The 26,312-nt window shown below is 62.1% G+C and carries 24 protein-coding genes; 10 read left to right on the forward strand and 14 right to left on the reverse strand.

Annotated features, from left to right (window positions below):
• The first annotated feature begins 7 nt into the window (after positions 1 to 7).
• The 3 genes from PMI07_RS27995 to PMI07_RS28005 all read left to right on the forward strand — a co-directional run bounded on the left by PMI07_RS27995 (position 8) and on the right by PMI07_RS28005 (position 2,668).
• Positions 8 to 724 carry an ABC transporter ATP-binding protein gene (locus PMI07_RS27995; RefSeq protein WP_007752103.1) on the forward strand — a complete coding sequence of 239 codons (717 nt, stop codon included), beginning with the start codon at positions 8 to 10 and terminating at the stop codon, positions 722 to 724.
• Positions 714 to 1,919: an ABC transporter permease gene (locus tag PMI07_RS28000; RefSeq protein WP_007752102.1), complete on the forward strand. Its 1,206-nt coding sequence runs from the start codon at positions 714 to 716 to the stop codon at positions 1,917 to 1,919. Before PMI07_RS27995 ends, PMI07_RS28000 begins: the two co-directional genes overlap by 11 nt.
• A 125-nt stretch (positions 1,920 to 2,044) precedes the next feature.
• Entirely contained in the window at positions 2,045 to 2,668 is a 624-nt protein-coding gene (locus PMI07_RS28005) for a GntR family transcriptional regulator (protein ID WP_007752101.1), read from the forward strand.
• A 7-nt stretch (positions 2,669 to 2,675) separates the two neighbouring features.
• Here the strand turns inward: PMI07_RS28005 and sufA are convergent, their stop codons facing one another.
• The 7 genes from sufA to PMI07_RS28040 all read right to left on the reverse strand — a co-directional run bounded on the left by sufA (position 2,676) and on the right by PMI07_RS28040 (position 9,705).
• Positions 2,676 to 3,065 carry a Fe-S cluster assembly scaffold SufA gene (sufA, locus tag PMI07_RS28010; protein WP_007752100.1) on the reverse strand — a complete coding sequence of 130 codons (390 nt, stop codon included), beginning with the start codon at positions 3,063 to 3,065 and terminating at the stop codon, positions 2,676 to 2,678.
• 78 nt (positions 3,066 to 3,143) lie between these two features.
• Positions 3,144 to 3,524, reverse strand: coding sequence for an SUF system Fe-S cluster assembly protein (locus PMI07_RS28015; RefSeq protein ID WP_007752098.1), 381 nt, complete (start codon positions 3,522 to 3,524; stop codon positions 3,144 to 3,146).
• A 23-nt stretch (positions 3,525 to 3,547) separates the two neighbouring features.
• Positions 3,548 to 4,789 carry a cysteine desulfurase gene (locus PMI07_RS28020; RefSeq protein ID WP_007752095.1) on the reverse strand — a complete coding sequence of 414 codons (1,242 nt, stop codon included), beginning with the start codon at positions 4,787 to 4,789 and terminating at the stop codon, positions 3,548 to 3,550.
• A gap of 13 nt (positions 4,790 to 4,802) precedes the next feature.
• Positions 4,803 to 6,077 carry a Fe-S cluster assembly protein SufD gene (sufD, locus tag PMI07_RS28025; RefSeq protein WP_007752092.1) on the reverse strand — a complete coding sequence of 425 codons (1,275 nt, stop codon included), beginning with the start codon at positions 6,075 to 6,077 and terminating at the stop codon, positions 4,803 to 4,805.
• A 24-nt stretch (positions 6,078 to 6,101) separates the two neighbouring features.
• On the reverse strand, positions 6,102 to 6,857 hold the full coding sequence (gene sufC / locus PMI07_RS28030) for a Fe-S cluster assembly ATPase SufC (RefSeq protein WP_007752089.1): 756 nt from the start codon (positions 6,855 to 6,857) through the stop codon (positions 6,102 to 6,104).
• A 63-nt stretch (positions 6,858 to 6,920) separates the two neighbouring features.
• Positions 6,921 to 8,390 (reverse strand): Fe-S cluster assembly protein SufB, encoded by a 1,470-nt coding sequence (sufB, locus tag PMI07_RS28035; protein WP_007752086.1) that lies wholly within the window; start codon positions 8,388 to 8,390, stop codon positions 6,921 to 6,923.
• Positions 8,391 to 8,538: 148 nt separating this feature from the next.
• Positions 8,539 to 9,705 carry a cysteine desulfurase family protein gene (locus PMI07_RS28040; protein ID WP_007752084.1) on the reverse strand — a complete coding sequence of 389 codons (1,167 nt, stop codon included), beginning with the start codon at positions 9,703 to 9,705 and terminating at the stop codon, positions 8,539 to 8,541.
• Between the two features lie 239 nt (positions 9,706 to 9,944).
• Between PMI07_RS28040 and PMI07_RS28045 the strand changes: the two genes are divergently transcribed.
• Positions 9,945 to 10,622 (forward strand): alpha/beta hydrolase, encoded by a 678-nt coding sequence (locus PMI07_RS28045; RefSeq protein ID WP_007752081.1) that lies wholly within the window; start codon positions 9,945 to 9,947, stop codon positions 10,620 to 10,622.
• A gap of 46 nt (positions 10,623 to 10,668) precedes the next feature.
• On the opposite strand, the gene PMI07_RS28050 is transcribed toward PMI07_RS28045, so the two are convergent.
• The gene (locus PMI07_RS28050; protein WP_024164229.1) at positions 10,669 to 11,856 is read right to left on the reverse strand and encodes a diguanylate cyclase; all 1,188 of its coding nucleotides are present in this window, start codon (positions 11,854 to 11,856) and stop codon (positions 10,669 to 10,671) included.
• A gap of 268 nt (positions 11,857 to 12,124) precedes the next feature.
• On the opposite strand from PMI07_RS28050, the gene tyrS reads away from it, so the two are divergent.
• A complete protein-coding gene (gene tyrS, locus PMI07_RS28055; protein WP_007752069.1) occupies positions 12,125 to 13,378 on the forward strand; it encodes a tyrosine--tRNA ligase in 1,254 nt (417 codons plus the stop codon).
• 49 nt (positions 13,379 to 13,427) lie between these two features.
• Here tyrS and PMI07_RS28060 read toward each other — a convergent pair whose 3' ends face one another.
• A complete protein-coding gene (locus PMI07_RS28060; protein ID WP_007752068.1) occupies positions 13,428 to 16,829 on the reverse strand; it encodes an AsmA-like C-terminal domain-containing protein in 3,402 nt (1,133 codons plus the stop codon).
• A gap of 127 nt (positions 16,830 to 16,956) precedes the next feature.
• Between PMI07_RS28060 and bcp the strand changes: the two genes are divergently transcribed.
• From bcp to PMI07_RS28085, 5 genes are all read left to right on the forward strand, one after another.
• Positions 16,957 to 17,424: a thioredoxin-dependent thiol peroxidase gene (bcp, locus tag PMI07_RS28065; RefSeq protein ID WP_007752067.1), complete on the forward strand. Its 468-nt coding sequence runs from the start codon at positions 16,957 to 16,959 to the stop codon at positions 17,422 to 17,424.
• A gap of 15 nt (positions 17,425 to 17,439) precedes the next feature.
• Positions 17,440 to 18,267: a ferritin-like domain-containing protein gene (locus PMI07_RS28070; RefSeq protein WP_007752066.1), complete on the forward strand. Its 828-nt coding sequence runs from the start codon at positions 17,440 to 17,442 to the stop codon at positions 18,265 to 18,267.
• 93 nt (positions 18,268 to 18,360) lie between these two features.
• Positions 18,361 to 19,674 carry a M23 family metallopeptidase gene (locus PMI07_RS28075; protein WP_007752060.1) on the forward strand — a complete coding sequence of 438 codons (1,314 nt, stop codon included), beginning with the start codon at positions 18,361 to 18,363 and terminating at the stop codon, positions 19,672 to 19,674.
• 209 nt (positions 19,675 to 19,883) lie between these two features.
• Complete coding sequence (locus tag PMI07_RS28080; protein WP_007752058.1) at positions 19,884 to 21,437, forward strand: DEAD/DEAH box helicase; 1,554 nt, start codon at positions 19,884 to 19,886, stop codon at positions 21,435 to 21,437.
• A 7-nt stretch (positions 21,438 to 21,444) separates the two neighbouring features.
• On the forward strand, positions 21,445 to 21,858 hold the full coding sequence (locus PMI07_RS28085; RefSeq protein ID WP_007752056.1) for an NUDIX domain-containing protein: 414 nt from the start codon (positions 21,445 to 21,447) through the stop codon (positions 21,856 to 21,858).
• A 191-nt stretch (positions 21,859 to 22,049) separates the two neighbouring features.
• Here PMI07_RS28085 and PMI07_RS28090 read toward each other — a convergent pair whose 3' ends face one another.
• The 5 genes from PMI07_RS28090 to PMI07_RS28110 are packed head-to-tail and all read right to left on the reverse strand — an operon-like array spanning position 22,050 to position 26,282.
• The gene (locus tag PMI07_RS28090; RefSeq protein WP_007752044.1) at positions 22,050 to 22,376 is read right to left on the reverse strand and encodes a TfoX/Sxy family protein; all 327 of its coding nucleotides are present in this window, start codon (positions 22,374 to 22,376) and stop codon (positions 22,050 to 22,052) included.
• A 4-nt stretch (positions 22,377 to 22,380) separates the two neighbouring features.
• Complete coding sequence (locus PMI07_RS28095; RefSeq protein WP_024164230.1) at positions 22,381 to 24,015, reverse strand: molybdopterin-binding/glycosyltransferase family 2 protein; 1,635 nt, start codon at positions 24,013 to 24,015, stop codon at positions 22,381 to 22,383.
• Positions 24,016 to 24,019: 4 nt separating this feature from the next.
• Entirely contained in the window at positions 24,020 to 24,715 is a 696-nt protein-coding gene (locus tag PMI07_RS28100; RefSeq protein ID WP_007754314.1) for an XdhC family protein, read from the reverse strand.
• A complete protein-coding gene (locus PMI07_RS28105; protein WP_007754318.1) occupies positions 24,715 to 25,041 on the reverse strand; it encodes an XdhC family protein in 327 nt (108 codons plus the stop codon). Before PMI07_RS28105 ends, PMI07_RS28100 begins: the two co-directional genes overlap by 1 nt.
• Positions 25,038 to 26,282, reverse strand: a complete 1,245-nt coding sequence (locus PMI07_RS28110; protein WP_051484291.1) for a VWA domain-containing protein — start codon at positions 26,280 to 26,282, stop codon at positions 25,038 to 25,040. Before PMI07_RS28110 ends, PMI07_RS28105 begins: the two co-directional genes overlap by 4 nt.
• Between the last annotated feature and the right edge of the window lie 30 nt (positions 26,283 to 26,312).

The raw sequence follows: 26,312 nt of genomic DNA on the forward strand, positions 1-26,312 counted from the left end.
GGTTCCGATGACGCTCCCTCCCATCATCACCTTCAGCCAGGTCTCGAAATTTTACGGGCACGGTGAAGCGACCATCCGCGCGCTGGACCATATCGACCTGTCGATCGCAGCGGGCGAGTTCGTGTCGATCATGGGGCCGTCCGGCTCGGGCAAATCCACGGCGATGAACATCATCGGCGGGCTCGACCTGCCCTCCTCCGGCGAATACCTGTTCCAGGGCATTCCGACTAGCGGCTTCGACCGCGCGCAACTGACGCTGCTGCGGCGTCACATGCTCGGCTTCGTCTTCCAGGGGTTCAACCTGCTTGCCCGCACATCCGCCGTCGAGAATGTCGAACTGCCGCTCGTCTACCGTGGCATGGATCACCGCGAGCGGCGCAAGCGTGCGCTCGTCGCGCTGGAACAGGTAGGCCTCAAGGGCCGCGAGGGCCATACGACCCAGGAACTGTCCGGCGGCCAGCAGCAGCGCGTGGCGATCGCGCGTGCCATCGTCACTGATCCCGCGGTGCTGCTCGCCGACGAGCCGACCGGCAATCTCGATACCAGGACCAGCGCCGAGATCATGGAGCTGATCACCGGGCTCAATCGCGACAACGGCATCACCGTGATCATGGTCACTCACGAAGAGGACATCGCCGCCTATGGCAAGCGGCTCCTGCGCTTCGTCGACGGCCATCTCGCCTCCGACCAGGCACAGGTGAAGGAGCACGACCATGTTCTTTGAGACGGCGAAACTGGCCTGGCGGGCGATCAGCCGCAACATGCTGCGCTCCTTCCTGACCGTGCTCGGCGTGGTGATCGGCGTCGCGGCCGTGATTGCCATGGTGACTGTCGGCAATGGTACGACGGCGAAGGTTCAAGCCGAACTTTCCCGCCTCGGCACCAACACGCTGTTCGTCCGCCCCGGCCAATGGGGGCCGGGACGCGCCAGCAGCGAGGCCAAACGCTTCAGCGAAAACGACGTCCTGGCGATCCAGGAACAGGTGACCGGGCTTCGCGCCGTGGCGCCGCTGAACCGTGGCACGGCGACCGTGATCGCCGGCGGCGCCAACCATTCGTCGAGCGTGATCGGCACCACCAACGACTACCTGATCGCCCAGGACTGGGACCTCGCCCTCGGCCGGCAATTCCTCGCCAACGAGGACCGCGGCAGCCAGGCCGCCTGCATTATCGGGGAGACCGTGCGCAAGGAGCTTTTCGGCGCAGCCAACCCGGTCGGGCAGAGCATCCGCGTCAGCAACGTCGCCTGCCCCGTCGTCGGTGTGCTTGCCGTCAAGGGCCAATCAGGCATGGGCGACGACCAGGACGATACCGTGCTCATGCCGCTGAAACTGCACCAGCGGCGGATCGGCGGCACGACGACGATCAGCAGCATCATCCTATCGGCGCAGGACGGCATAGCAACGACCAAGGTCCAGTCGGATGTCGAGAGCCTGCTGCGCGAACGGCGCAGGATAGCGATCGGCCGCGAGGACGATTTCTCGGTCAACGACATGTCGCAGATCGCCGCCGCGATGACCGGCACGACGGTGCTTCTGACGGGTCTGCTCGGCGCGGTCGCGGCCGTCAGCCTGCTGGTCGGCGGCATCGGCATCATGAACATCATGCTGGTTTCGGTCACCGAACGTACCCGCGAGATCGGCATTCGGCTGGCGATCGGCGCGCTGGAGCGGCAGGTGCTGACGCAGTTCCTCGTCGAGGCGGTGATGCTGTCGATCTTCGGCGGCGTCAGCGGCATCGTTGCCGGCCTTGCGCTTGCCTATGGCGTCGTCAGTTTCCTCGGCGTGCCATTCGTCGCCAGCCCGACGATCATCCTGCTTGCGTTTGCCTTCTCGGCGGCGATCGGCATGGTCTTCGGCTATTTCCCCGCTCGCCGGGCCGCTCAGCTCAACCCGATCGAAGCCCTTCGCCACGAATAGGCGGTGACGTCCGGCGTTTCCGCCGGGTCGCCGGCTGCTTGCATACCCTTGCCTGATATATCAGCTACACTTGCTATTCCGAATGCGACATGACACTCTGTGATATATCAGGGAGGATGAGGCGCATGGCATCCGAGGCGGAATCGCTCAGCCGACAGGCCTATCGCCGGCTCGAAAACCTCATCGTCACCCTTCGACTGGCACCCGGCGCGCTGGTCACGGAAAAGCAGCTCATCGGCCTGGCGGGCCAGGGCCGAACACCGGTACGCGAAGCGATCCAGAAACTCGAATGGCAGGGGCTGATGCGGGTACGGCCGCGCGTCGGGTTGCAGATCACCGAGATCATCGAGAGCGACCATGCGGCCATCATGCAGGCGCGGCGCCAGCTCGAACCGGTAGCCGCAACGCTGGTGGCCGAACACGCCAACGAAGAACAGCGCGCTGCCCTGCTCGATTGCGCCAAGGCAATGGGCGCCGCTGCGGCGACCGGCGACATTTCCGGATTTCTCGAAGCCGACAAGCGTTTCGACGATATCCTGGAGGACGCCTGCCCCAACCGGTTCCTGACGTCGGCGCTGGGGCCGCTCCAGACCCATTCCAGGCGGCGATGGTTTTCGAACGCCTCCATCGAGCGGATGGATCAGTCGGTCACGCAGCATGTCGCCGTCATCCGTGCCATCAGGTCAGGCGACGCGGAGGCTGCGCGAAGAGCGATGGATACGCTCCTCGGTTATCTTACCAATTCGTGAGGGGAGATCAGACGCGGGCTTCGGCTTCGCGCTGTTTCGCGAGCGCTGCAAGATCCGCAGGCTTCAGCTCGACCGACTCGCCGCAGCCGCAGGCGGACGTCTGGTTGGGATTGACGAAGGTGAAGCCCGAGCGCATCTGCGTCACTTCGAAATCCATCTGCGTGCCGAGGAGATAGAGGACCGCCGAAGGCTCGATCCAGACGGCGGCGCCGTCATGCTCGATCCTGTCGTCCTTCGCATTCGGCTCTGTGACGAGATCGACGGTATATTCCATGCCGGCGCAGCCGCCCTTCTTGATCCCGACCCGCAGGCCCTTGGCGTCCGGTCCGGAATTGGCGACGAGCTGCTTGACGCGGGTCGCGGCGGCATCGGTCATGGTCATAATGGCGAAGCCCATGGGCTCATTCTCCTTCCGCACACGGATTCAAGGTCCGGTGTTTCACGACTAAAAATGTAACGCCCGTCCGTAAACGGATCAATACCACCCAACGGAAACTTGCGCTTCCTCTGACATGCGCTCCGGTGTCCACGGCGGATCGAAGGTCATCTCGACCTCGACGCCTGACACGCCCTCGACGGCGCCGACGGCGTTTTCCACCCAGCCCGGCATTTCGCCGGCGACCGGGCAGCCGGGCGCGGTCAGCGTCATCACGATCTTCACCATGCGGTCGTCTTCTATATCGATCTTGTAGATCAAACCGAGTTCGAAGATGTCGGCGGGGATTTCCGGATCATAGACCGTTTTCAGCGCTCCGATGATGTCGTCGCTTAGGCGCGCCAGTTCATCGGCCGGGATGGCGGATTGTATGATCCCTTCCCGGGCATCCCACTTCAGTTCCGTTTCGTCGACAGCCATCACAAGGCTCCCCAAACAAGAAATTAGCCAAAGAAATTGCGAGCGTAGTCGAGCGCGTCGGCCAGCGCATCCACTTCGGCACGGGTATTGTACATGCCGAACGATGCCCTGCATGTGGAGGTGACGCCGAAGCGCTTCAAGAGCGGCATGGCGCAATGGGTGCCGGCACGGACCGCCACGCCCTTGCGGTCGATCACCATCGACACGTCATGGGCATGGATGCCGGCAAGCTCGAAGGAGAAGATGCCGCCCTTGCCCGGCGCATTGCCGATGATCCGCAGCGAGTTGATGGCGCGCAGGCGTTCCGTTGCGTAAGCGGCAAGATCCGCCTCATGACGGGCAATCGCGGCGCGGCCGATCTTGTCCATGTAGTCGAGCGCGTAGCCGAGCCCGATCGCCTGGACGATCGGCGGCGTGCCGGCTTCGAAACGGTGCGGCGGGTCGTTATAGGTGACGATGTCCTCGGTGACGTCGACGATCATCTCGCCGCCGCCCTGGAACGGCCGCATCTGCCTCAAGCGATCCGACTTGCCGTAGAGCACGCCGATACCGGACGGGCCATAGAGCTTGTGGCCGGTCATCACGTACCAGTCGCAATCGATATCGCGGACATCGACCGGCATGTGCACGGCGCCCTGGCTACCGTCGATCAGAACCGGAATGCCGCGCTCATGGGCGATGCGGCAGACTTCCTTGACCGGAACCACGGTGCCGAGCGCGTTCGACATATGGGTGATCGCGACGAGCTTGGTCTTCTCGGTGAGAGACTTTTCGAAATCCTCGATATGGAAGGCACCCTCGTCATCGACCGGCACCCAGACCAGCTTGGCTCCCTGCCGCTCGCGGATGAAATGCCAGGGCACGATGTTGGAATGGTGCTCCATGATCGTCACGACGATCTCGTCACCGGCACCGATATTCGGCATGCCCCAACCATAGGCGACCGTGTTAATCGCCTCGGTCGAGTTTTTCGTAAAGACGATCTCGTCTACCGAACCGGCATTCAGGAACCGGCGCACCTTTTCGCGCGACGCCTCATAGGCTTCGGTGGCGGCATTCGAGAGGAAATGCAAGCCGCGATGAACGTTCGCATATTCATTGGAATAGGCGTGGCTGATCGCATCGATCACCACCTGCGGCTTCTGGGCCGAGGCGCCGTTGTCGAGATAGACCAGCGGTTTGCCGTGCACCATCGTCGACAGGATCGGAAAATCCCGGCGGATCGCTTCCACATCGTAGGTCGTCGAGGGTGCACTCTGGTCCATATCAAGCCCCTTATCAGGCATGTCTTTCAAGCCAGGCCGAAATGACGCCTTCCAGCGCTTCGACAAGCTTTTCTTCTTCGAGTTCCTCGACGATCTCGGCGACGAAAGCGTTGACCAGCATGGCCCGCGCCTTGTTTTCCGGAACGCCGCGCGCCATCAGGTAGAAGAGATGGCTGCTTTCGATATCGGCAACCGTCGCGCCATGGCCGCAAACGACGTCATCGGCGAAGATTTCGAGTTCGGGTTTGGCCGAGAACCCGCCATCGTCGGTCAGAAGCAGCGTGTTGCAAGACATCTTGGCGTCGGTCTTCTGGGCGTCGGGAGCGACCCGGATCATGCCCTGGAAGACGCCGTTGGCGCGGTCAAACACGACGTTGCGGATGATTTCCGTCGAATTGGTGTTCGGCACGTTGTGGCCGAGAACCAGCGTGACGTCGGTGTGGCTTTCGGCGCCGAGGAGGTTGACGCCGCGCAGCGTCAGTTCGGCGCCCTCGCCTGCCACGTCGATCCGCAGTTCCTGGCGCACCAGCTTTCCGCCGGCATTGATGACGAACAGGCGCAGCTTGGCATCAGTGCCGAGCTGGACTCGGATCTGGCCAAGATGGGTGTCCGCCGCACCCTGGGTCTGCAGGATGATCCAGGTGATGTCGGCGCCGTCTTCCAGCGCAATGTCACTGATCGAAGACACGAGCGCAGCATCCTCCGTCACCGAGCGGTGACGCTCGATGATCGTCGCCTTGGAAGCGGCGCCGAAGGAGACCGGGAAGCGCGTATGGACCTGGCCCGCGGCATGCAGGGCCTGCAGTTCGATCGGCGCTTCGAGTTCGGTATTGGCCGGAACCGTGATCGCATAACCATCGCGCACGAAGCTGCCGTTGATGCGGCCGATCGCGTCATCCTTGTCGAGCGCCGTCAGGCCGGCAACGGCTGAACCGTCGGCGAGCCTGTCCTTGAAGAGCGCGATATCGATGCCGTCCACGGCGGCCTTCGGGTCGGCTGTCCCCTGGAGGATCGAAAGGACCTTCGAGCCCTCGACCAGCGGCGCGATCGCATCGATGGCGGACACCAGCGTTACGTCGGGAACACTGCGCAGCAGGTTCTTGAGGTCGGTATAATGCCAGGCCTCGATGCGGCGGGTTGGCAGGCCGGCCTTCTTGAGTTCGTCCAGAAGCCGGTCACGCGTGCCGATGACGGCGCCATTGCCCGGCAGTTCGCCGATCTGGGCGCCGAAGGCTTCGACCAACGCGGTTTCGGCAGCCGTGAGACGGCTTGTCGTCTGCATGTTCATGACAACATCCTTCCCTTGGGCCGCTTAAGCCGCTTCTCCGATGATATCGGCATAGCCGTTCTCTTCCAGCTCAAGTGCGAGCGCCTTGTCGCCGGAGCGGATGATCTGGCCCTTGTAGAGAACGTGGACCGTGTCCGGCACGATGTAGTCGAGCAGGCGCTGGTAGTGGGTGATGACGATCGTGGCGCGATCCGGCGACTTCAATGCGTTGACGCCATCGGCGACGATCTTCAGCGCATCGATGTCGAGGCCGCTGTCGGTCTCGTCGAGGATGCAAAGTTTCGGCTCGAGCAGCGCCATCTGCAGGATTTCGGCGCGCTTCTTCTCGCCGCCGGAGAAACCGACATTCAGCGGACGGCGCAGCATGGCCTGGTCGATCTTCAGCTTTTCGGCAGCATCCTTGACGCGGCGGATGAAGTCCGGTGTTGTCAGTTCCGCTTCGCCGCGGGCCTTGCGCTGCTCGTTCATCGCGACCTTGAGGAACTGCATGGTGGCGACGCCCGGAATTTCGAGCGGGTACTGGAAGGCGAGGAAGATGCCCTTGGAGGCGCGCTCGGCGGGGTCGAGTTCCAGAATGCTCTCGCCATTGTACAGGATATCGCCCTCGGTGACTTCGTAATCCTGACGGCCCGACAGGATGTAGGAGAGCGTCGACTTGCCGGAACCGTTCGGGCCCATGATGGCGGCGATTTCGCCGGCCTTCACGGTGAGGTTCAGGCCGCGGATGATCTCGGTGCCGTCTTCGGCGATACGGGCGTGCAGGTTCTTGATCTCAAGCATGTTTCTTATCCTTCCGGATTTATTCGGTGACGCGTCGGTGCGCGATATTCGGACAGCGGGCCATCAGCCCACGGAGCCTTCGAGCGAGATGCCGATCAGCTTCTGGGCCTCGACGGCGAATTCCATCGGCAACTGCTGGATGACGTCCTTGACGAAGCCGTTGACGATCAGCGCGATGGCTTCCTCTTCGGGAATACCGCGCTGCATGACGTAGAACTTCTGGTCCTCGGAAATCTTCGAGGTCGTCGCTTCGTGCTCGATCTGTGCCGATGCGTTCTTCACGTCGATATAGGGCACGGTATGGGCGCCGCACTGATCGCCGATCAGGAGCGAGTCGCAATTGGTGAAGTTGCGCGCATTCGAAGCCCGGCGGTTGATCGACACCTGGCCGCGATAGGTGTTGTTCGAATTGCCGGCGGAAATGCCCTTGGAGATGATGCGGCTCGACGTATTCTTGCCGAGATGGATCATCTTGGTGCCGCTGTCGATCTGCTGATAACCGTTGGACACGGCGATCGAATAGAACTCACCACGGCTGTCGTCGCCGCGAAGAATGCAGCTCGGATATTTCCAGGTGATTGCCGAACCGGTCTCGACCTGGGTCCAGGAGATCTTCGAACGGGCACCGCGGCAATCGCCACGCTTGGTGACGAAGTTGTAGATGCCGCCCTTCCCTTGCGCATCGCCCGGATACCAGTTCTGAACCGTCGAATATTTGATCTCGGCATCGTCGAGGGCGATCAGTTCGACCACGGCGGCGTGCAGCTGGTTCTCGTCGCGCTGCGGCGCGGTGCAACCTTCAAGGTAGGAGACGTAAGCGCCTTCCTCGGCAATGATCAGCGTGCGCTCGAACTGGCCGGTGTTCTTTTCGTTGATGCGGAAATAGGTGGAAAGCTCCATCGGGCACCGCACGCCCTTCGGCACGAAGACGAAGGAACCGTCGGTGAACACAGCGGCGTTCAGCGTCGCGTAGAAATTGTCCGAGGTCGGAACCACCGAACCCAGATACTTCTTGATGAGATCGGGATGTTCACGGATCGCTTCGGAGATCGACATGAAGATCACGCCGGCCTTCTGCAGTTCCTTCTTGAAGGTGGTGACGACGGAGACCGAGTCGAAGACGGCATCGACGGCCACCCGCGGCGTCTCGACGCCGGCCAGAATTTCCTGTTCGCGCAGCGGGATGCCGAGCTTTTCGTAGACCTTCAACAGCTCCGGATCGACTTCTTCAAGCGACTTCGGGCCAGCGGTGCTTTTCGGCGCGGCGTAATAATAGAGGTCGTTGAAATCGATCTTCGGATATTCGACGCGCGCCCACGTGGGCTCTTCCATGGTCAGCCAGCGGCGATAGGCGTCGAGACGCCATTCCAGCATCCATTCCGGCTCCTGCTTCTTGGCCGAGATGAAACGGATGATCTCTTCCGAAAGACCTTTTGGCGCCTTGTCCACTTCGATGACGGTTTCAAAACCGTATTTGTACTGGTCCACATCGATCTGGCGAACCTGATCGATTGTTTCCTGCACGGCAGCCATGTTCATACTCCAAATCTTGCCGGTTCAAATTCCGGCAATTCTTGTCATCAATCCGGGGGGACAATTGCCTCCCTTATGTAGGCGCCAGAAGGCGGTTTTCACACCTTTTGGCAAGCGGAAATTTGCGCAAGCGCAATTTTGGAAGCGGTCACGCCGCCTCGCCCGCCGGTTTTCGCCGGCCGGCAACCTTTGCGAAAGCGGCCAGCGCCCGCGCGATATCATCTTCCGTCGTGTCGACGCCGAGCGAAATCCGCAAAGCACCGAGCTTCGGATCATGGCCCATCGCCGTCAAAACATGGCTTTCGCCGACTTTTCCCGCCGAGCAGGCGGAGCCGGCGGACAGCGCGATACCTTCGAGATCGAAAGCGATCTGCCCGGTTTCCGACTTCAGCCCCGGCAAAGTGAAAAAGCAGGTATTCGCCACGCGCAGAACTCCCTCGCCATGGATGATCGCATCCGGGGCAGCCTGGCGCATTCCCATTTCCAGCCGGTTGCGCAACGCCTCGATCGCGGCATTGCGGTCATGAAGATTTTCGCGCACGGCCTGAGCCGCCGCGCCGAACCCGACGATGGCATGGAAATTTTCCGTGCCGGAGCGATGGCCCTTTTCCTGGCCGCCGCCACGGATCAGCGGTTTCGGCATCAGCACTTCGCCGCACGAAACGAGTGCACCGACGCCCTTCGGACCGCCGATCTTGTGCGACGACAGGATCAGGAAATCCGCATCCAATGCATTGATGTCCACCGGAATACGGCCGACCGCCTGCACGGCGTCCACCACCATCAAGCCGCCATGGGCATGGGCGATCGCCGCAACGTCTGCCACGGGCTGAACAATGCCGGTCTCGTTGTTGACCAGCATGACGGCGACCATCGGCATACCGATGCTGCGATCATGCGCAGCCAGCAGCGCTTCGAGTGCTGAAAGATCGACGATACCCGCCGGCGTCACCGGCACTTCGGTCACCTGGGCCGGGTCAAAACGGCCGCCCTCGCGGACTGCCGGATGCTCGATTGCAGAAACATAGAGGCGGCTTATGGTCAAAGGCGCCCGGCCCATGCGAAAATCAGGGGTCAGGACGTGATTGGCAGCTTCCGTCGCACCGCTAACGAAGGTCACGTGCGCGGAATCGGCGCCGACGAGCGCCGCCACCTGCCGGCGTGCCTTATCGACGGCCGCGCGTGCTGCCCTGCCCTCGCCATGCACCGACGAGGCGTTTCCAGGCAACTGCAGCGCATCCAGCATGGCGGCGCGGGCCGGCGCACTCAAGGGCGCGGTCGCGTTCCAGTCCAGATATGTGCGGTTCAGCGCCATTGCCTGACAGGCTTTCGTTTCTAGATAGCAGTCGAGTTACATATAGGTGGTCGGAAACCGCATTTTCCTTGAAATTTCCGTCAGCCTTGCCGTAAGAGACATCGCATCGGGCGTGCGAATGAAAGCCGCCCAAAGTTTCGAATGGTTCTAAACTGAGTTTTAGAAAAGCTGAGCGGCTTCGTCAAGTCCAACTCGACGTGATCCTCGTTTGGAACCTGAACATATTGACCGGAGTACCGATGCCCGAAGTCATTTTCAACGGCCCAGCCGGCCGCCTTGAAGGTCGTTATCAGCCATCCAAGGAAAAAAGCGCCCCGATCGCCATCATCCTGCACCCGCATCCGCAGTTCGGCGGCACGATGAACAACCAGATCGTCTACCAGCTCTTCTACATGTTCCAGAAGCGCGGTTTCACCACACTCCGGTTCAATTTCCGCGGTATCGGTCGCAGCCAGGGTGAATTCGACCACGGCGCCGGCGAACTTTCGGACGCGGCGTCGGCGCTCGACTGGGTGCAGAGCCTGCATCCCGATTCCAAGAGCTGCTGGGTCGCCGGTTATTCCTTCGGCGCCTGGATCGGCATGCAGCTTCTGATGCGCCGTCCGGAAATCGAAGGGTTCATGTCGATCGCGCCGCAGCCGAACACCTACGATTTCTCGTTCCTCGCCCCCTGTCCGTCCTCCGGCCTGATCATCAACGGCGATGCCGACAAGGTGGCGCCGGAAAAGGACGTCAACGGGCTGGTGGAAAAACTGAAGACGCAGAAGGGTATCCTGATCACCCACCGGATGGTCGAGGGCGCCAATCACTTCTTCAACGGTCAGGTGGAAACGCTGATGACCGAATGCGAAGATTATCTCGACCGCCGCCTGAACGGCGAACTGGTGCCGGAACCGGCAGCCAAGCGTATTCGCTGATCGCTCTCAAAAGAAACGCTGGGAACGGCCACTTCGGCGGCCGTTTTCATTTGCCGGCCTTGATCGACGTCGGCTGTGGAAAGCCGATCTGCCGCGCCTGCTTGACGCGATTGCGGCCTGAGCGTTTGGCCTCATAGAGAGCGGTATCGGCCTCCCGCATGGCCCCTCCAAGATCATCCCCGGGCGCAAGCTCCGCCACGCCGAAACTCGCGGTCACCGCGAAGGAGGACGGAAGCGCGCTGACGGTTATCCCCATCGTCCCGCCTCGCAGTGCCTGCGCAAACAATGTCGCCATATCGAGCGTCGTGTTGGGCAGGAAGATGGCGAATTCCTCTCCGCCGATACGGCCAACCACGGCATTCTTGGCGGCGCTTGTCCTCAACAGATCGCCGAAGGCCTGGATCACCAGGTCGCCACCGTGATGGCCATAGGTGTCGTTGATGCGCTTGAAGTGGTCGAGATCGCAGATGATCACCGCGTGCCCGGCCTTCGGTGCCAGCGCCATCGCGGCCTTGACCCCGTTCTCGAAACCCCGGCGATTGGCGAGACCGGAAAGCGCATCCTTTTCCGAATTGCTGCGCTCGTCCGCCATGATCTCCAGGACCAGAACCGACAGCAGCGTCAATCCGACAGCGACCACAAGCACGGCCGTCGAGCTTTGCGAGATCAGCGCGTAATTGGTGCCGATATAGTCCCTGGCGGTCGTACCTGCCCCAGCAATCACCGCAAGGCTCGCCTTGGCGAAGAAATGCAGGCCGGTCGCCAGCAGCAAACAGCCGAGCGCCCGGTCAATCGTCAGCCGGCGGGTAGAGGAAAAGACCGCCAGAGCACTCGTGAGGAGCACCAATGCAAATGGTGTCTGGTAGGAAAAGGCATGCGCTGCCGTTCCGCGCGGCAGATCATAGATCAGCAGGTCGAGAACGATGCTCGCCAGCAGGAAACAACAAGTCCAAACCGGAGCGACCCTCCGGCCGTAGAGCTCGCCGACGCCGACCCTCAGAAGGATCATGCCGCCGAGCACCGACGCGAAGGCACCGATCGCCCAGAATTTCGTGAGGCTGGTATAGGCGACCAGCAGTTCGCAGACTGCCGAGAGCGAGGCGACGGTAAAACCGGCTGCAAACCAGAGCGCAGCCGTTCGCGAGCGGCTGCGGGTCGAAACCACAGCGAAAACCACGCCAAAACAAATGGCGATGATAAAATTCACCCCGAGGAAAAAGGCAGCCCCGTTCATCAACCCATCAATGCAGGAACCCTGCACGCCACCCGATTACCGTGTCCGGATCGGATGTTAGAAGCGCATGGACAAGAAATCGTTAATGCCTAAAACATCTGCGGCGCGCGGCCTGTCCGTCCACCGGAAATTACAAGGTTTCCGCTATTCGCAACCGTCCATTCGGGGCGCTGATCGCAACCAACATCACTTTTGAAGTGATTACCGGCAAAAACAGTGCTAGAGGCGCGGCCACATATCCCAGAACCCACCCTGCCAGAGTTTGATCATGTCCAGGTTCAAGTCCGATTTCCTCCGCACGCTCGACGAGCGCGGTTTCATCCACCAGGTCTCCGACGAGACCGGTCTCGACGAACTGTTTTCGAAGGAAATCGTCACCGGATATATCGGCTTCGACCCGACGGCGCCCAGCCTGCATGCCGGCAGCCTGATCCAGATCATGATGTTGCACTGGATGCAGCAGACCGGCCACCGGCCGATCTCGCTGATGGGCGGCGGCACCGGCATGGTCGGAGACCCATCGTTCAAGGATGAGGCGCGCCAGCTGATGACCATTGACACGATCGAGAGCAACATCGCCTCGATCAAGCGTGTGTTTTCCAACTACCTCGCCTATGGCGAAGGCCCGAAGGACGCGCTGATGATCAACAATGCCGACTGGCTGCGCAGCCTCAACTACCTCGAATTCCTGCGCGATGTCGGCCGGCATTTCTCGGTCAATCGGATGCTGTCCTTCGAGAGCGTCAAGACTCGCCTCGACCGCGAGCAGTCGCTGTCCTTCCTGGAATTCAACTACATGATCCTCCAGGCCTATGACTTCGTGGAGCTCGCCAAGCGCACCGGTTGCCGGTTGCAGATGGGCGGTTCCGATCAGTGGGGCAATATCGTCAACGGTATCGACCTCGGTCACCGCATGGGGACGCCGCAGCTCTTCGCGCTGACCTCGCCGCTGCTGACGACGTCTTCCGGCGCCAAGATGGGCAAGTCGGCCACCGGCGCGGTCTGGCTCAACCCGGACATGCTGTCGGCCTATGACTTCTGGCAGTACTGGCGCAATACCGAGGATGCGGACGTGCCGCGTTTCCTGAAGCTCTACACGACGCTGCCGATGGACGAGATTGCGAAACTTTCAGCGCTCGGCGGTTCGGAGATCAACGAAGTCAAGAAGATCCTCGCGACCGAAATCACGGCCATTCTGCACGGTCGCGCAGCGGCAGAGGAAGCCGCAGAGACCGCCCGCAAGACGTTCGAGGAAGGCGGTCTTTCCGACAACCTGCCGTCGGTCGAAGTTTCCACGGCCGACCTCGAAGCCGGGATCGGTCTGCTGTCGCTGATCGTGCGTGCCGGGCTTGCCGGCTCGAACGGTGAAGCGCGCCGTCACGTCCAGGGTGGTGCGGTGCGCATCAACGATCAGGCCGTCAGCGACGAGCGCATGACCATCGGCACCGGCGAGATCACCGGCGACGGGGTGATCAAGCTTTCGCTCGGCAAGAAGAAGCACATCCTGGTGCGCCCGGCCTGAACCGGGCGCCTTGATAGCGAATTGAGACGGGCCGCTTTCGCGGCCCTTTTTATTGGAATTCGAAAATCTGCCGGAAGATGCCGGGCGCGATCAGCGACAGCGGATTGACGGTCAGCCTCGGCTTCTCGAAGGGGCCTTCGAGCTTGAAGGTGATGCCGAGCAGTCCACGGTCGCGGCCATTGCCGAGAATGGCGCCGATCAGCGGCAGTTCGCCGAAAAGTCGGTTCAATCCGTAGGCCGGCATGAACGTTCCGGTCATCTCCATATTGCCCTTGGCGTCGCGCACCAGGCCCTGGAAGGTCGCACCGATCTGTTCGCCGCGCACCACGCCGTTCTCCACCGCAAACGAGCCGTTCCGATAGAGCAGGCTCGCAAACCCACGCTGGAATTTTGCCGAATTGACATCGATATTCTTCTTCGTCGCGGTATTCAGGCTACGCCCCTCCTGGTCCGGCGTCGCGACCAGGGATTGAAGCTTGGCTTCATTGACCAGCGAGAAATTACGCAGATCGATCGAACCGGTCCAGGCATCGCCCTGTGCTTTCAGACGCAGGTTCAAGAGCCCACCGCGCATGTTGTCGTAGAGGTTCATGAAGCGGATGATCGCGCCGGCATCGCCGCTGGTGATGGAGATCGTGTCGCCCGCATTCATCTCGCTGACGACGGCCTGCCCGCTTTCCGTCGAGCCGGAAAAATCGGCCGTCGAGATATTACCGCTGCGGCTCGAAAACAGGAACGACACGTTCGAGAGCGTCTGATCGTTGAAACCGATCATGCGGTCGAGCTTGCCGCGCACGGTGGCATTGCCCGTGTCGTCATCACCGCGCTTGGCTCCGTTGCCGCTTTTCCCGCCCGCCCGCATCTTGGTGACGACCGGCCGCATATCGACCACGGAACCGCTGATCGAGATGTCGAAATTGCCCTTGGTTCGCTTGACGCTCACCGCATAATTGTCGGCGGGCGAGAGCTGCATACGCGAGAAGTCCGCTGAAGTCAGGCTGCCGCCATTAAGCGCCAGGCTGCCGCGTGCGCCAAAACCATCGCCAGAGAGTTCGAAATTGCGGATATCGGTATGGTCGCCAGCACCCGTGAGCTCGAATTGCGCCTTGGCCGGAATGCCACTACCCTTGGTCCATCCGAGCCACGGTACGGAAAGCGTCGCACGGCCGAGATCGAGCGAGACCGCCTGGCGAGTTTCGTCGATCCGCGTCAACTGCGCCGTCACCGTTCCGTCGATCACATCGGAGAGGCCGGGAGCGAGTTTTTCGCGCTGATCATTGTTGAGGACGGTCTTGATGACCCGCTCGCGCTTGATCGGGGATGCCCGATCGACCGGTTCCACCAGCGTGATGTCGGCCGGCACATCGTCGATCGTGCCCTTGGCGCTAAGCCGCGCTGCCTGGTTGTCGATATCGAGGGTGCCATCCAATCCGGCAATCTTGCGACCGGAAAACGGAGGACCGAGATTGATGTCTTCGAGATCGATATGGGCATTCCAGGTGGGCTTCGGGGGGTTATGAGCCAGGATCAGGCCCATGTGCGCCTTGAGGTCGACGCGTGCCTGGCCAGAAAAATCCTCCGGCTTGAACTCGGTCCCCTTCAACGCATTGATCGGCTTAAAATTCGCAAGCTCCGTCACCGCATCGGCGGGTCCGGCAATCTTGAGCGAAAGATCGGCCATCAGCGGCTTGGCATAGGTCGACGGGATCGAGAACCGGCCACCTTCAACGGCAACAAACCGGCCCGACGGGAAGAAGGAAGAGGCGCGCGCGATGTCGACCTGCATCACCTCCCCCTTCAAGTCGAAGCGCCCGTTGATATCGCGCAAGGGGGGAACGTCGCCGGGCAAATTGATGCGGGCATTGGCGAGGTCGAAGCCGATCTGCAGCTCGTTCTTGTCGAGTTCCATCGGAATGCCAGGCCCCTTCATCCGGCCGGCCGGAATGAAGACCGCGATCGAACCGTTGGTGATGGTGCCGCCGAACATGTTGTCCATCACCCAATCACGCGGCTTACGGGCCATCCAGAACGGCCAGAGTTGCTTGACGCCGGTCACTTCCATATGCGGCAATTGCGCCCCGAAACTGATCTCGGGGGACTGGTTGCCGAAACGCACCTTCAGGGCGCCGGCCATTCGGCCAAGGGGGCTGGAGACCGCCATTTCATCGAACTGGAGCTCGCGATCGGCCGACAGGTAACGCCCATTCGCCTTGAGATCGAAGCGGGCGGGCTGCTCGCTTGTCGAGGCTCCAACGGCTGTCGCGCCGCTGATCAGAACATCGACGCCGAAACCCGGACGCTTGTCATCCGGATTGAGCCGGTTGAGATCGACCATGGCGCCGGTGAACGGCAGGATCGTCGGTCCGAACCGGGCCTCGGATTTCAGCAGCTCGATCGAGTTTTTCGAGAAATCATAGGCCAGATTGATATTGGCGCCGCTCAAGGTCTGCTGGATGCCGTCGAAATAGAAATGGCCGGGAGACTGGCGGAGCGTCGCGGTGATCGCTGGCTTTACGGCCTCGCGGGAGCGAACAGCCGAAAGATCGAGATCGAGAGAGCCTTCGATCCCCTCGCGCGGCTGACCGTCCTCGGTTCGCTGCAGCATGAAAGACGTGACCTCGAGGCCCGTCAACTTGGCCGAGAGTGACGACGTGACCCCTTCGATGGTCTTCGACGCTGCAACGAGAACGGCCTTGCGGCCGTTGAGGCTGATCGCGCCGTTGATCTCGACCTCGCCTTCGGCGCTGCGCGTCAGATCTATATCGTCGACGACCAGCACGATCGGCTTGCGTCCGGGTGCTGCCGGCAGCAGGATCTCGATGCCGGCTATGCTGACGGAGCCGGTCCCCGTTCGTTCGATGAGCGCCCGGGCTTCGTCGAGGCGCTGGAAAATCTCCTCCAGCAGGGCCGGCATGGCATCGATGCGGACCTCTGAGATCGGCAACGGATCGCCGGAGGGCAATTGCGCGGTGTCGAGACGGATATGTTCCGCCTCCATATGTTTGATCGACACGCGGCCGCCAAGAAGCGCCAGCGGATCGACCGCCATGCGCATGGCGCCGGCACGGCTCAAGTGTTCGCCGGTCGCCTGTTCGACGATATCGACGTCACGCGCCTCCAGCGCAAGACGCAAGCCTGAATCGAAACGAATGGCGGTCGAGCCGACGGTGGCGACGTAACGCGGACCGATCGCATTGTTGATCGCGCTCTGGGCACGCGACGAAAGCGTGCCGTCGACCATGCCGCCCTCGATCGCGAAGACGGCGCTGCCGATCGCAAAAATCACCAATAGAAGTAAAACCAGCACCGTCTTGCCGAATCGCTTGCCCCGCCGGCCTGGTGGCGGGCAATGCACGATGATCGGATCCTCGGCCTGCGCGGAGGGCAATTCATGCAGCGGAATGATTTCCTTCCGGCTGAAACTGACCCTTTCTCCGCGAATTTCCGACATCAGGTTGAGAACTCATCTTTCTGCATTCGCATTGGTGCCGGGCGCAACGGCTCTGGACGTCGCCCGGGCGACTATATACCGATTGCGGCGAATATCACTCAAGATACCGGCGAAAGAAAGGAAATCCATGGGCGACCTGACCATTGGCGACATCGCACCGGACTTCGAACTGCCGCGCGACGGCGGCGGCTCAGTTTCCCTCAAGGCGTTTTCGGGAAAACCGGTTGTCCTCTACTTCTATCCGAAGGACGACACCGAGGGCTGCACCAAGGAAGCGATCTCGTTTACCGGCCTCTTGCCGGAATTCGAAAAGGCGGGTGCCCCGGTCATCGGCGTTTCACCCGACAGCGTCAAGAAACATGACAAGTTCGCCAAGAAGCATGGCCTTTCTGTCATCCTCGCGGCTGACGAAGACACCGCCCTTGCCAATCTCTACGGCGTCTGGAAGGAGAAGAGCATGTATGGCCGGACCTATATGGGCGTGGAGCGCACGACCTTCCTGATCGGCGCGGATGGGCGCATCGCCCGGATCTGGCCGAAGGTGAAGGTGGCAGGCCATGCCGAAGAGGTGCTTGAAAGCCTCAAGGCGCTGTAGGCAGGAGACAAATCGATGTCGGGCGAGTTTTCGATCACGTCGCTCAGGGGCGGGGCAACGACGGCAATCCTGTCGGCCGATCTCGATATCAAGACGCGGCTCGCGCAGGAGACCGCCACCCGCTGGTTCGAGCGGCGGCTATCCCTGCGCTCTCCACTTGATCCGCCCCTGCCCGAGCGTCCCGGCCGGCCGGCAAAGCCCGAGCTCGTGCCGCCGAAGGCTGTGGGAAAACGATCCCTGCACACCGCCAGCGGCCGCATCGCGACGCTGCATGCGATCGCCCATATCGAGCTCAATGCCGTCGACCTGGCACTCGATATCGTCGCCCGGTTTGCGACCGAGCCGGTGCCGAACTCCTTCTTCGACGGCTGGATGCAGGTGGCTTTCGAGGAGGCGAAACATTTCCGCATGGTGCGCGCCCGATTGAACGACATGGGCGCCGACTACGGCGATATGCCCGCCCATGACGGGCTGTGGCAGGCTGCCCATTCGACCCGCAACGACCTCACCGCCCGGCTCGCGGTCGTGCCGCTCATTCTCGAGGCGCGTGGGCTCGACGTGACGCCTTCGCTGCAGGCCAAGATGCGCGAGACCGGCGATCTCGAAAGTGCCGCCATCCTCGACGTCATCTACAATGACGAGAAGGGCCATGTGGCGATCGGCGCGAAATGGTTCCGCTTTCTCTGCGCCCGCGAGCGCAAGGATCCGGCGGCGACCTTCCAGCAGCTGGTGCGGGCCAATTTTCGTGGTTCGCTGAAGGCGCCGTTCAACGATATCGCCCGGGCGGAGGCAGGCCTGACGCCGTCATTCTACCGGTCGCTGACCTCCACCAGCTACGCCTGAATGCCCGAAATTAAAGCGTTCGTTAACCATATCCATGTGTAATCCCACCAATGGGAACAGCGGCCGGACGAGTCGCATCTCCGGGAGATCCGCGTGGCGAAGGGAACCGAAAACCGGGTGTTTGGGAAGCGGGCGCCCCAGCACGTTCTCATTTTCGCCAGCGGTGAGAAGATCCGCCACATGACCATCCGGCCGTGGATGGCCGCGTTGACCTTCTGCTTTCTCGGCGTTTTCGCGATCGGCTATCTGGGCGCCACTTCCTATCTGGTGATCCGCGACGACCTGATCGGCGCAACCATGGCGCGGCAGGCCCGCATGCAATACGACTACGAGGACCGGATCGCGGCCCTGCGTGCGCAGCTCGACCGCATCACCTCGCGCCAGCTTCTCGACCAGCAGGTGGTCGAACAGAAGGTCGAGAAGCTGCTGGAACAGCAGAACGCCCTCTTTTCGCGCCACGGCAAGCTCGGTTCGCTTCTGAATCGCGCCGAGGAATCCGGTCTCACGGCACCGGAAACACCGGCGCCGACCATCCTTCAGCCGCCGGCCAAAGAACGCCAGGCTTCGCTTACCGGCGGCAGCGGCGGCATCCAGGCGATCGAGAAGCTTCTCTCCGGCGAGACCTCCGCCACCCCGCTCCAGACGGCGACCGCACTCGGCTATGCGCCGTTGCGCGAAAACATCGCCGACCGCGCCGACCGGGTCTTCTCCAGGGTGACTCTATCGCTGAAGAACATCGAGAAGGAACAACTTGCCAAGATCGCCAACCTGACGACCGGTGCTTCGGAAACCGCCGACGCGATCGCCGCAATCCTGAAAAGGACTGGCGTCGAGGTGGCATCTGCAGACAAGGGAACTGAAGATGCCACGGACGGCGTTGGCGGCCCTTATGTGGCGCCGCAGACCAATATCGGCGCCTTCGATGCCTCGCTCGACGAGCTCGATTCGGCGCTCAGCCGGCTGGAAAGTGTGCGCGCGACGGCGCGCGACCTGCCCTTCGGCAATCCCGCGCCCGGCCGTCCGGTCACCAGCCGTTATGGCAACCGCATCGATCCCTTCCTCGGCCGGATGGCGCTGCATGCGGGAATCGACTTTCAGGCGTCCACCGGCGACGACGTGAAAAGCACGGGCGCCGGCAAGGTGGTCTCGGCCGGCCCCGCGAGCGGTTACGGCAACATGGTCGAGATCGACCATGGCCAGGGCATCACCACTCGCTACGGCCACATGTCGAAGATCCTGGTCAAGGAAGGCGACGAGGTCGCCCCCGGAGACGTCATCGGCAAGGCAGGCTCAACCGGCCGCTCCACCGGCCCGCACGTCCATTACGAGGTCCGCCGCGACGGCAATCCGATCGATCCCGTCCATTTCCTCAATGCCGGCATGAAGCTTACCACCTACCTCAATTGAGGTAAGCTCCTAGGCAGGAGACAATTGTTTGCCTATATAAGGGTAGCCGGCTTGCTCAGCGACTATCTTCATTCACCATTCCCATCGCCAATCGCCTTGCTTTCCTTGACTTTTGGACATTTTGGTCCTATGTCGCGGGCCAGTTGCCGGCCAGCATGCGCCGACTCCCATAGTGTTCGTATAGAACCGGAACGGAAACAGAATTCCCTTTGACCACATTTGCTGATCTTGGCCTGAGCCAGAAAGTCCTCTCCGCTGTCACAGACGCGGGTTACACGATCCCCACGCCGATCCAGGCAGGGGCAATCCCGCATGCGCTGCAGCGCCGCGATATCTGCGGCATCGCCCAGACCGGTACGGGCAAGACGGCATCCTTCGTTCTCCCGATGCTGACGCTTCTGGAAAAGGGCCGCGCCCGCGCCCGCATGCCGCGTACCTTGATCCTTGAGCCGACCCGCGAACTTGCCGCCCAGGTCGCCGAGAATTTCGAGAAGTACGGTAAAAACCACAAGCTCAACGTTGCGCTGCTGATCGGCGGCGTGTCCTTCGACGACCAGGACCGCAAGCTTGAGCGTGGCGCCGACGTGCTGATCTGCACCCCCGGCCGCCTGCTCGACCATTGCGAGCGCGGCAAGCTTTTGATGACCGGCGTCGAGATCCTCGTCATCGACGAAGCCGACCGCATGCTCGACATGGGCTTCATCCCGGATATCGAGCGGATCGCCAAGATGATCCCGTTCACCCGGCAGACGCTGTTCTTCTCGGCGACCATGCCGCCGGAAATCCAGAAGCTCGCCGACCGCTTCCTGCAGAACCCGGAACGGATCGAAGTCGCCAAGCCTTCGTCGACCGCCAAGACCGTGACGCAGCGCCTCGTCGCTTCGCACAACAAGGACTATGAGAAGCGCGCCGTGCTGCGCGACCTCATCAAGGCGCAGGACGATCTCAAGAACGCGATCATCTTCTGCAACCGCAAGGTCGATGTGGCGGACCTTTTCCGTTCGCTCGAGCGACACGGCTTCTCGGTCGGCGCCCTGCATGGCGACATGGATCAGCGTTCCCGCACGACGATGCTGCAGAATTTCCGTGACGGCAATATCCAGCTTCTCGTCGCTTCCGACGTCGCGGCACGCGGCCTCGACCTGCCGGATGTCGGGCATGTCTTCAACTTCGACGTACCGATCCATGCGGAAGATTATGTCCACCGCATCGGCCGGACCGGACGCGCCGGCCGTTCGGGTCGCGCGTTCACGCTCGTCACCCGTTCCGACACCAAATATCTCGATGCCATCGAAAAGCTCATCAACGAGAAGATCGAATGGCTGAACGGCGATATTTCCGCCCTGCCGGCCCCCATGGAAAGCCATGAGAGCGACCGCGGTGGCCGCAAGGGCCGTGATCGTGATAAGGAGCGCGGCCGCGGCAGACGAAGTGATTCGGGACGTGCCGATACTGGGCGCAGCGCTTCGAGTCACAAGGCTGACACGAAGATCGAAGATAATCCGATTGAAGCAGTCGAAGAGGTATTTGTGGAAGCTAGGGTGGAAACCGTGAAACCGGAACGCAAGGCAGACAGGAAGCCGCAGAACAACGGCGGCAACCGCAATTCGCGGCCGACGCCTGCACCGGCACCCGCGAACGACGACAATCGCGAGCGTCGCCAGCGTTACCACCGCGACCACGACGACGGCCCGACCCCGGTCGGCTTCGGCGACGACATTCCGGCTTTCATGCTGATCGTCGCGAACGCCGCCAAGGCTTAGAACTTCCGTGGCAAGACCCGGCATTGATTTCCCCGGCGTCGGCGCCGGGCTCGCAATCGTGCGCGACGATGGCAAGGTTTTGCTTTGCCGTCGCCTCAAGGCGCCGGAAGCGGGCTTCTGGAACATTGTCGGCGGCAAGGTCGATCCGATGGAGCCCTCCTCGGAAGCCGCCCGCCGCGAGGCGGAAGAGGAAACCGGCCTCACGATCGGCAAGGTCGAGTTTCTCTGCGTGGCTGAGGAGATCATCGAGGCTGACGGGCAACACTGGGTCTCGCTGATTTACGTTACCCGCGATTTTACCGGCGAGCCCTCGCTCACGGAGCCCGACAAGCTGTCGGAGATCGGCTGGTTCGATCCGAAAGATCCGCCTCAGCCGCTGTCGCCTTTCTCAGTGAAGGCCTTTGCGCATCTTCCAAAGTGATCATAGGCGAAAGCCGCTCCGGCGAACCGAAGCGGCCAACTTGATGAAATCACTTTGACAGAATTTACGGACGCGACCCTGGTCGAAAGATTCGGCAGCCCGCGCCCCCAATACGAAGCGGACGGTAGGCGCTTCACACCTTGCCGATCAAGGTGCAAAATCTAGCACTCGTTGTAACATTCCTGAGATGATCAGGATTTCGAGTTGGCGCGCAGCGCGGCTTCGAAGGCAAGCCGGACCCATTTGCGCATCTCGTCCGGATCGTCGAACGCGTCTTCCGGCACCGACCAATACGGCATCAGCACCGGTTTCCCCTTCTTTCCCTCATAAAACCATTGCCTGGCACCGGCGCTTTCGAATTCCGGCGCGCTCACCGCATCCGCCTTCAGCATGATCTCGCCGCGCAGATCGATCGCGACGATCAAACCATCGTGATAGATGCCCTTGCCGCCGAACATGCGGCGGATGGAAACCGGACCGAGCCCCTCGAACATGTCCTCGATGTCGGAATTGTCCATTCGCCTACCTTTTCAAAATCCCGCCAGCAGCCGTTACCGCCTCGGGCGTATCGACATCCAGATGCGCGGCAGGCCCGATATCCACGTCGATCACCGAAAGCCCCGAGTTCTCGATGAGCGCGCGGGCACCGACGTCACCTTCCAGTCGCAGCACGGCATCGTAGGCTATCCGCGGGAGAATGATCGGGTTGCCGCGTTTTCCTTCCGAGACCGAACGAACCACGACACCGCCGCCCGCCTGACGGAAGGCGGCGATCAGCATGTTCAGGTGCTCCGTGGTAACGCCCGGCATATCGGCCAACATGACGAGGATGCCGTCTTTCTGGGCCAGTTCCGGGCTTGAGAAACCGGCAACCAGCGAGCTCGCCATGCCGGAGGCATAGTCCGGGTTGAAATGGGTACGCAGATCGAGCCCCGAAAGTACTGCCTCGATCTCATCGCGCCGATGACCGGTCACGGCAACGACGGGAGAAGCCGCCGATGCCAGCAATATCCCGGCGGTGCGGCGGACGAGCGGAATGCCGTCGAACTCGGCGAGCAGCTTGTGCGGTCCGTCCTTGCCCATGCGTCGCGCCTGCCCGGCGGCGAGCATCAGGGCTCCGACCGACAATGCCGCAGCTTTTTCTGGCGCCGCATCGCGCGGGCGCGGCCGGGTCGGAATTTCCATCAGCAGCCCCCCGACGCCCATGCCGGTAATATCGAAGGAGGTCGGCGTCTCGCCTGCCATCAGCCGGTTCAGCACCCAGTCGAAACCATTTTCCTTCGGCGACCGGGCGCAGCCCGGCGCGCCCAGCACCGGGACATCGCCGATCCGGCCGAGAACCAGGAGATTGCCCGGGTCCACAGGCATGCCGACTTGGTCGACTTCGCCGCCCGCGCGGCGGATGGCGGCGGGGATGACGTCGTCCGGATCGGCCACTGCCGATGCGCCAAAGACGATAATCATAGCCGGCTCATCAATTTCCTCAGACCTAAGCTGTTGAAGAACCTCGGTCAGCCGATCCGCCGAATGCGGAATTCGGATCTCTTTTATTAGCCGGCTACCGGATGGCGCCAGTCTTTGTTCCAAGAGCTTCGCGGTGCGGTCCATGACCGAGACCTTCAGCGAAGGAAGCTCGGTTGCGACCAGCGTCACCGCACGGGGACTGAATGCTTTTACCTCGAAAGCGACCGATTCTGCCAGCAATGCCACAGCTTCAGCGACCTTCGCGCCACCAACGGCGAGCGGGATGATCTTGACGGTCGCCACCATGTCGCCGGCGCGCACCGCCACATGGTCGGCAAGACAGGCGAGCGTGATCGCCGGATCGATGCGGTTCAACGCATCGACCACGGTCTTGTCGGCGACGAACAGTCCATCCGCCTTGGCATAGATGTTGACCCGGCCGGTGGTTGCCTCCGAGAAACGCAGCTTGTCCGGCAAGATCGCATCGGCGATCGCCCGGGCCGCGTCGTCCTCCAGCATGTCGCCGGGATCGAGCCGCACCGCGACCACGGATTCGACGCCTTCTTGCGAAAGTCGGCCGATATCATCCGGCGAAAGCATTTGCCCTTTCGACAGCCGACCGGCGGGCAGCCTTATGCTGTGCGCCAACACCGCGCCTTCCGCTTCGGCGAGTTCGATCGTCCCGTATCTCATGAAGTCACACTGCGGTGACCAGATCGCGCCGGCGAAAAGCCTGGACGATCTGGGCAAGCGTGGCAAGGGCGATCTCGGCCGGACTCGCGGCACCGATATCCAGGCCGATCGGCGCAGCGATGCGGCCGATCTCGTCATCGGTGCGGCCCATTTCCTTCAACCGCTCCACCCGTTTCGCATGGGTCTTCCGGCTGCCGAGGGCGCCGACATAGAAGCAGCCAACCCGCAGCGCTTCAGACAGCGGGAAGTCGTCGATCTTCGGATCATGGGTGACGGCCGCCAGCGCTGTATAGGCATCGAGCGGATGATCCTTCAGTACGTCTTCCGGCCAGTCGGCGATCAGCTCGACGCCCTCGAAACGCTCCTCGGTCGCAAAGGCCGTGCGCGGATCGATGATCGTCAGGTCATATCCGGCGACCGGAGCCAGCCGGGCGAGCGCCTGGCTGATATGCACGGCGCCGATCACCACGATACGCGGCGGCGGCAGATGGACATTGAGGAACAGCGACCGGCCTTCGACATCGACCGTTCCGGCCTTGCCGCTGCGAAACACTTTTGCGGTTTCCTCCCCGAGCGAACCTGATACGGGTTCGCCCTCCAGGATCACCTGCACCTCATCGTCGGCGAGATCGGTCACCACCACGGCAGCCCTGCGGGAACGCCGCGCGGCGTTGAGTTTCGTCAGTGCTGCGAGCTGCATCAGGCCAGCCTTTCCACATAGACGCGAATCCGGCCACCGCAGGACAGACCGACCCGCCAGGCCGTCTCGTCGGCAACGCCGAATTCCAGCATTTTCGGGGCGCCGCTCTCGATCACGTCGAGCGCTTCGGTAATGACGGCGCCCTCGACGCAACCGCCGGAGACGGAGCCTTCGAAATTGCCCTCGCCATCGATGACGAGATGGCTGCCGGTGGGGCGCGGCGCCGAACCCCAGGTCTCGATGACAGTCGCGATCGCCACGTTGCGGCCGGCCTGCTTCCAGCTCTCGGCAGTCAGCAGCGGATCCAGAATTTCGGAAACAGTCATGCGACCCTCCTATCGAAATAACGCCGCGGGTCCGCGGCCTTTGTATGATCATCCGACAATGCAATCGCCAAATCGGCAAGCGACTGCAGATTGTGGACGGCGCGAAACTCGTCCACATATGGCAACATGGCGCGCACACCGCGCGCCCGCGCCTCGAAACCGTCGAACCGCAACAGCGGGTTCAACCAGATCAGACGGCGGCAGGAACGATGCAGCCGGTCCATTTCCCGCTCCAGTTCCTCGACGCCCTCACGCTCCAACCCGTCGGTGATGAGCAGCACGACTGCGCCCTGCCCCAGCACGCGGCGCGACCAGAGGCGATTGAATTCGGCAAGCGTCGCACCGATCCGCGTTCCGCCCGACCAGTCGCGCACTGCGTCCGTGCAGCCGGACAGCGCTTCATCGGGATCGCGTCGACGCATCTGGCGGGTCACGTTGGTCAGCCGTGTGCCGAACAGGAAAGTGTGCACCCGGGTGCGCTTTTCGGTCAGCGCGTGCAAAAAGTGCAGGAAGATGCGGGTGTACTGGCTCATCGAGCCGGAAATATCGGCGAGCACGACGAGCGACGGCGGCGCCGTCCTTCGCTCTCGAAACCGCGGCAGAATGAGATCGCCGCCGCTCTTCATCGCATGGCGCATGGTCGCGCGTGGGTCGATCCTCGGCGGGCGGTTGGACGAACGGAACCGGCGTGTCACCACCTTGTCCAGGGGCAGGGCAAGCTTGACCAGTTCGCGCCGGGCTTCGGCCAGTTCCGCCGCGCTCATCTGGGCGAAGTCCATGCGCTTGAGGATCTCGCTGGCGGAGGTCGTGAAGCGGGAGTCCACTTCGATCTCCGGTGGCTTCTTGCGGCTTGGGGCCTCCGGCTGGTCGGCGGTCAATGCATCGCTGACGCGAGTGGCGCCGGCCTTCTGTTTTTCCCGTTCGCGATTGTCGGCCGCCTTGGGCGACATCATCGCGATCATCTTGCCGACTAGGTCGCGGGAGCGCCAGAACAGGCGAAAGGCCTCGTCGAAGACCGGCTGGTCCTCGTGGCGCTTGACGAAGACAGCCGACAGCGCAGCATGGAATTCCTCGCGCGAACCGATGCCGATCGCGTCGACCGCGGCAATCGCATCGGCCGCAGCGGCCGGCCCGGTTTTCAGCCCAGCACGGCGCAGCACGCGGGAAAAATAGACGAGGTTGTCCGCAAGCCGACCATCCGCAACCCTTCCGGCACCGGCTGGAACCGGCGGGACGATCATTCCGTCGTCGCTGAAGCCAGCCGCCATGGT

Source organism: Rhizobium sp. CF080, assembly GCF_000282095.2.
Classification (GTDB): domain Bacteria; phylum Pseudomonadota; class Alphaproteobacteria; order Rhizobiales; family Rhizobiaceae; genus Neorhizobium.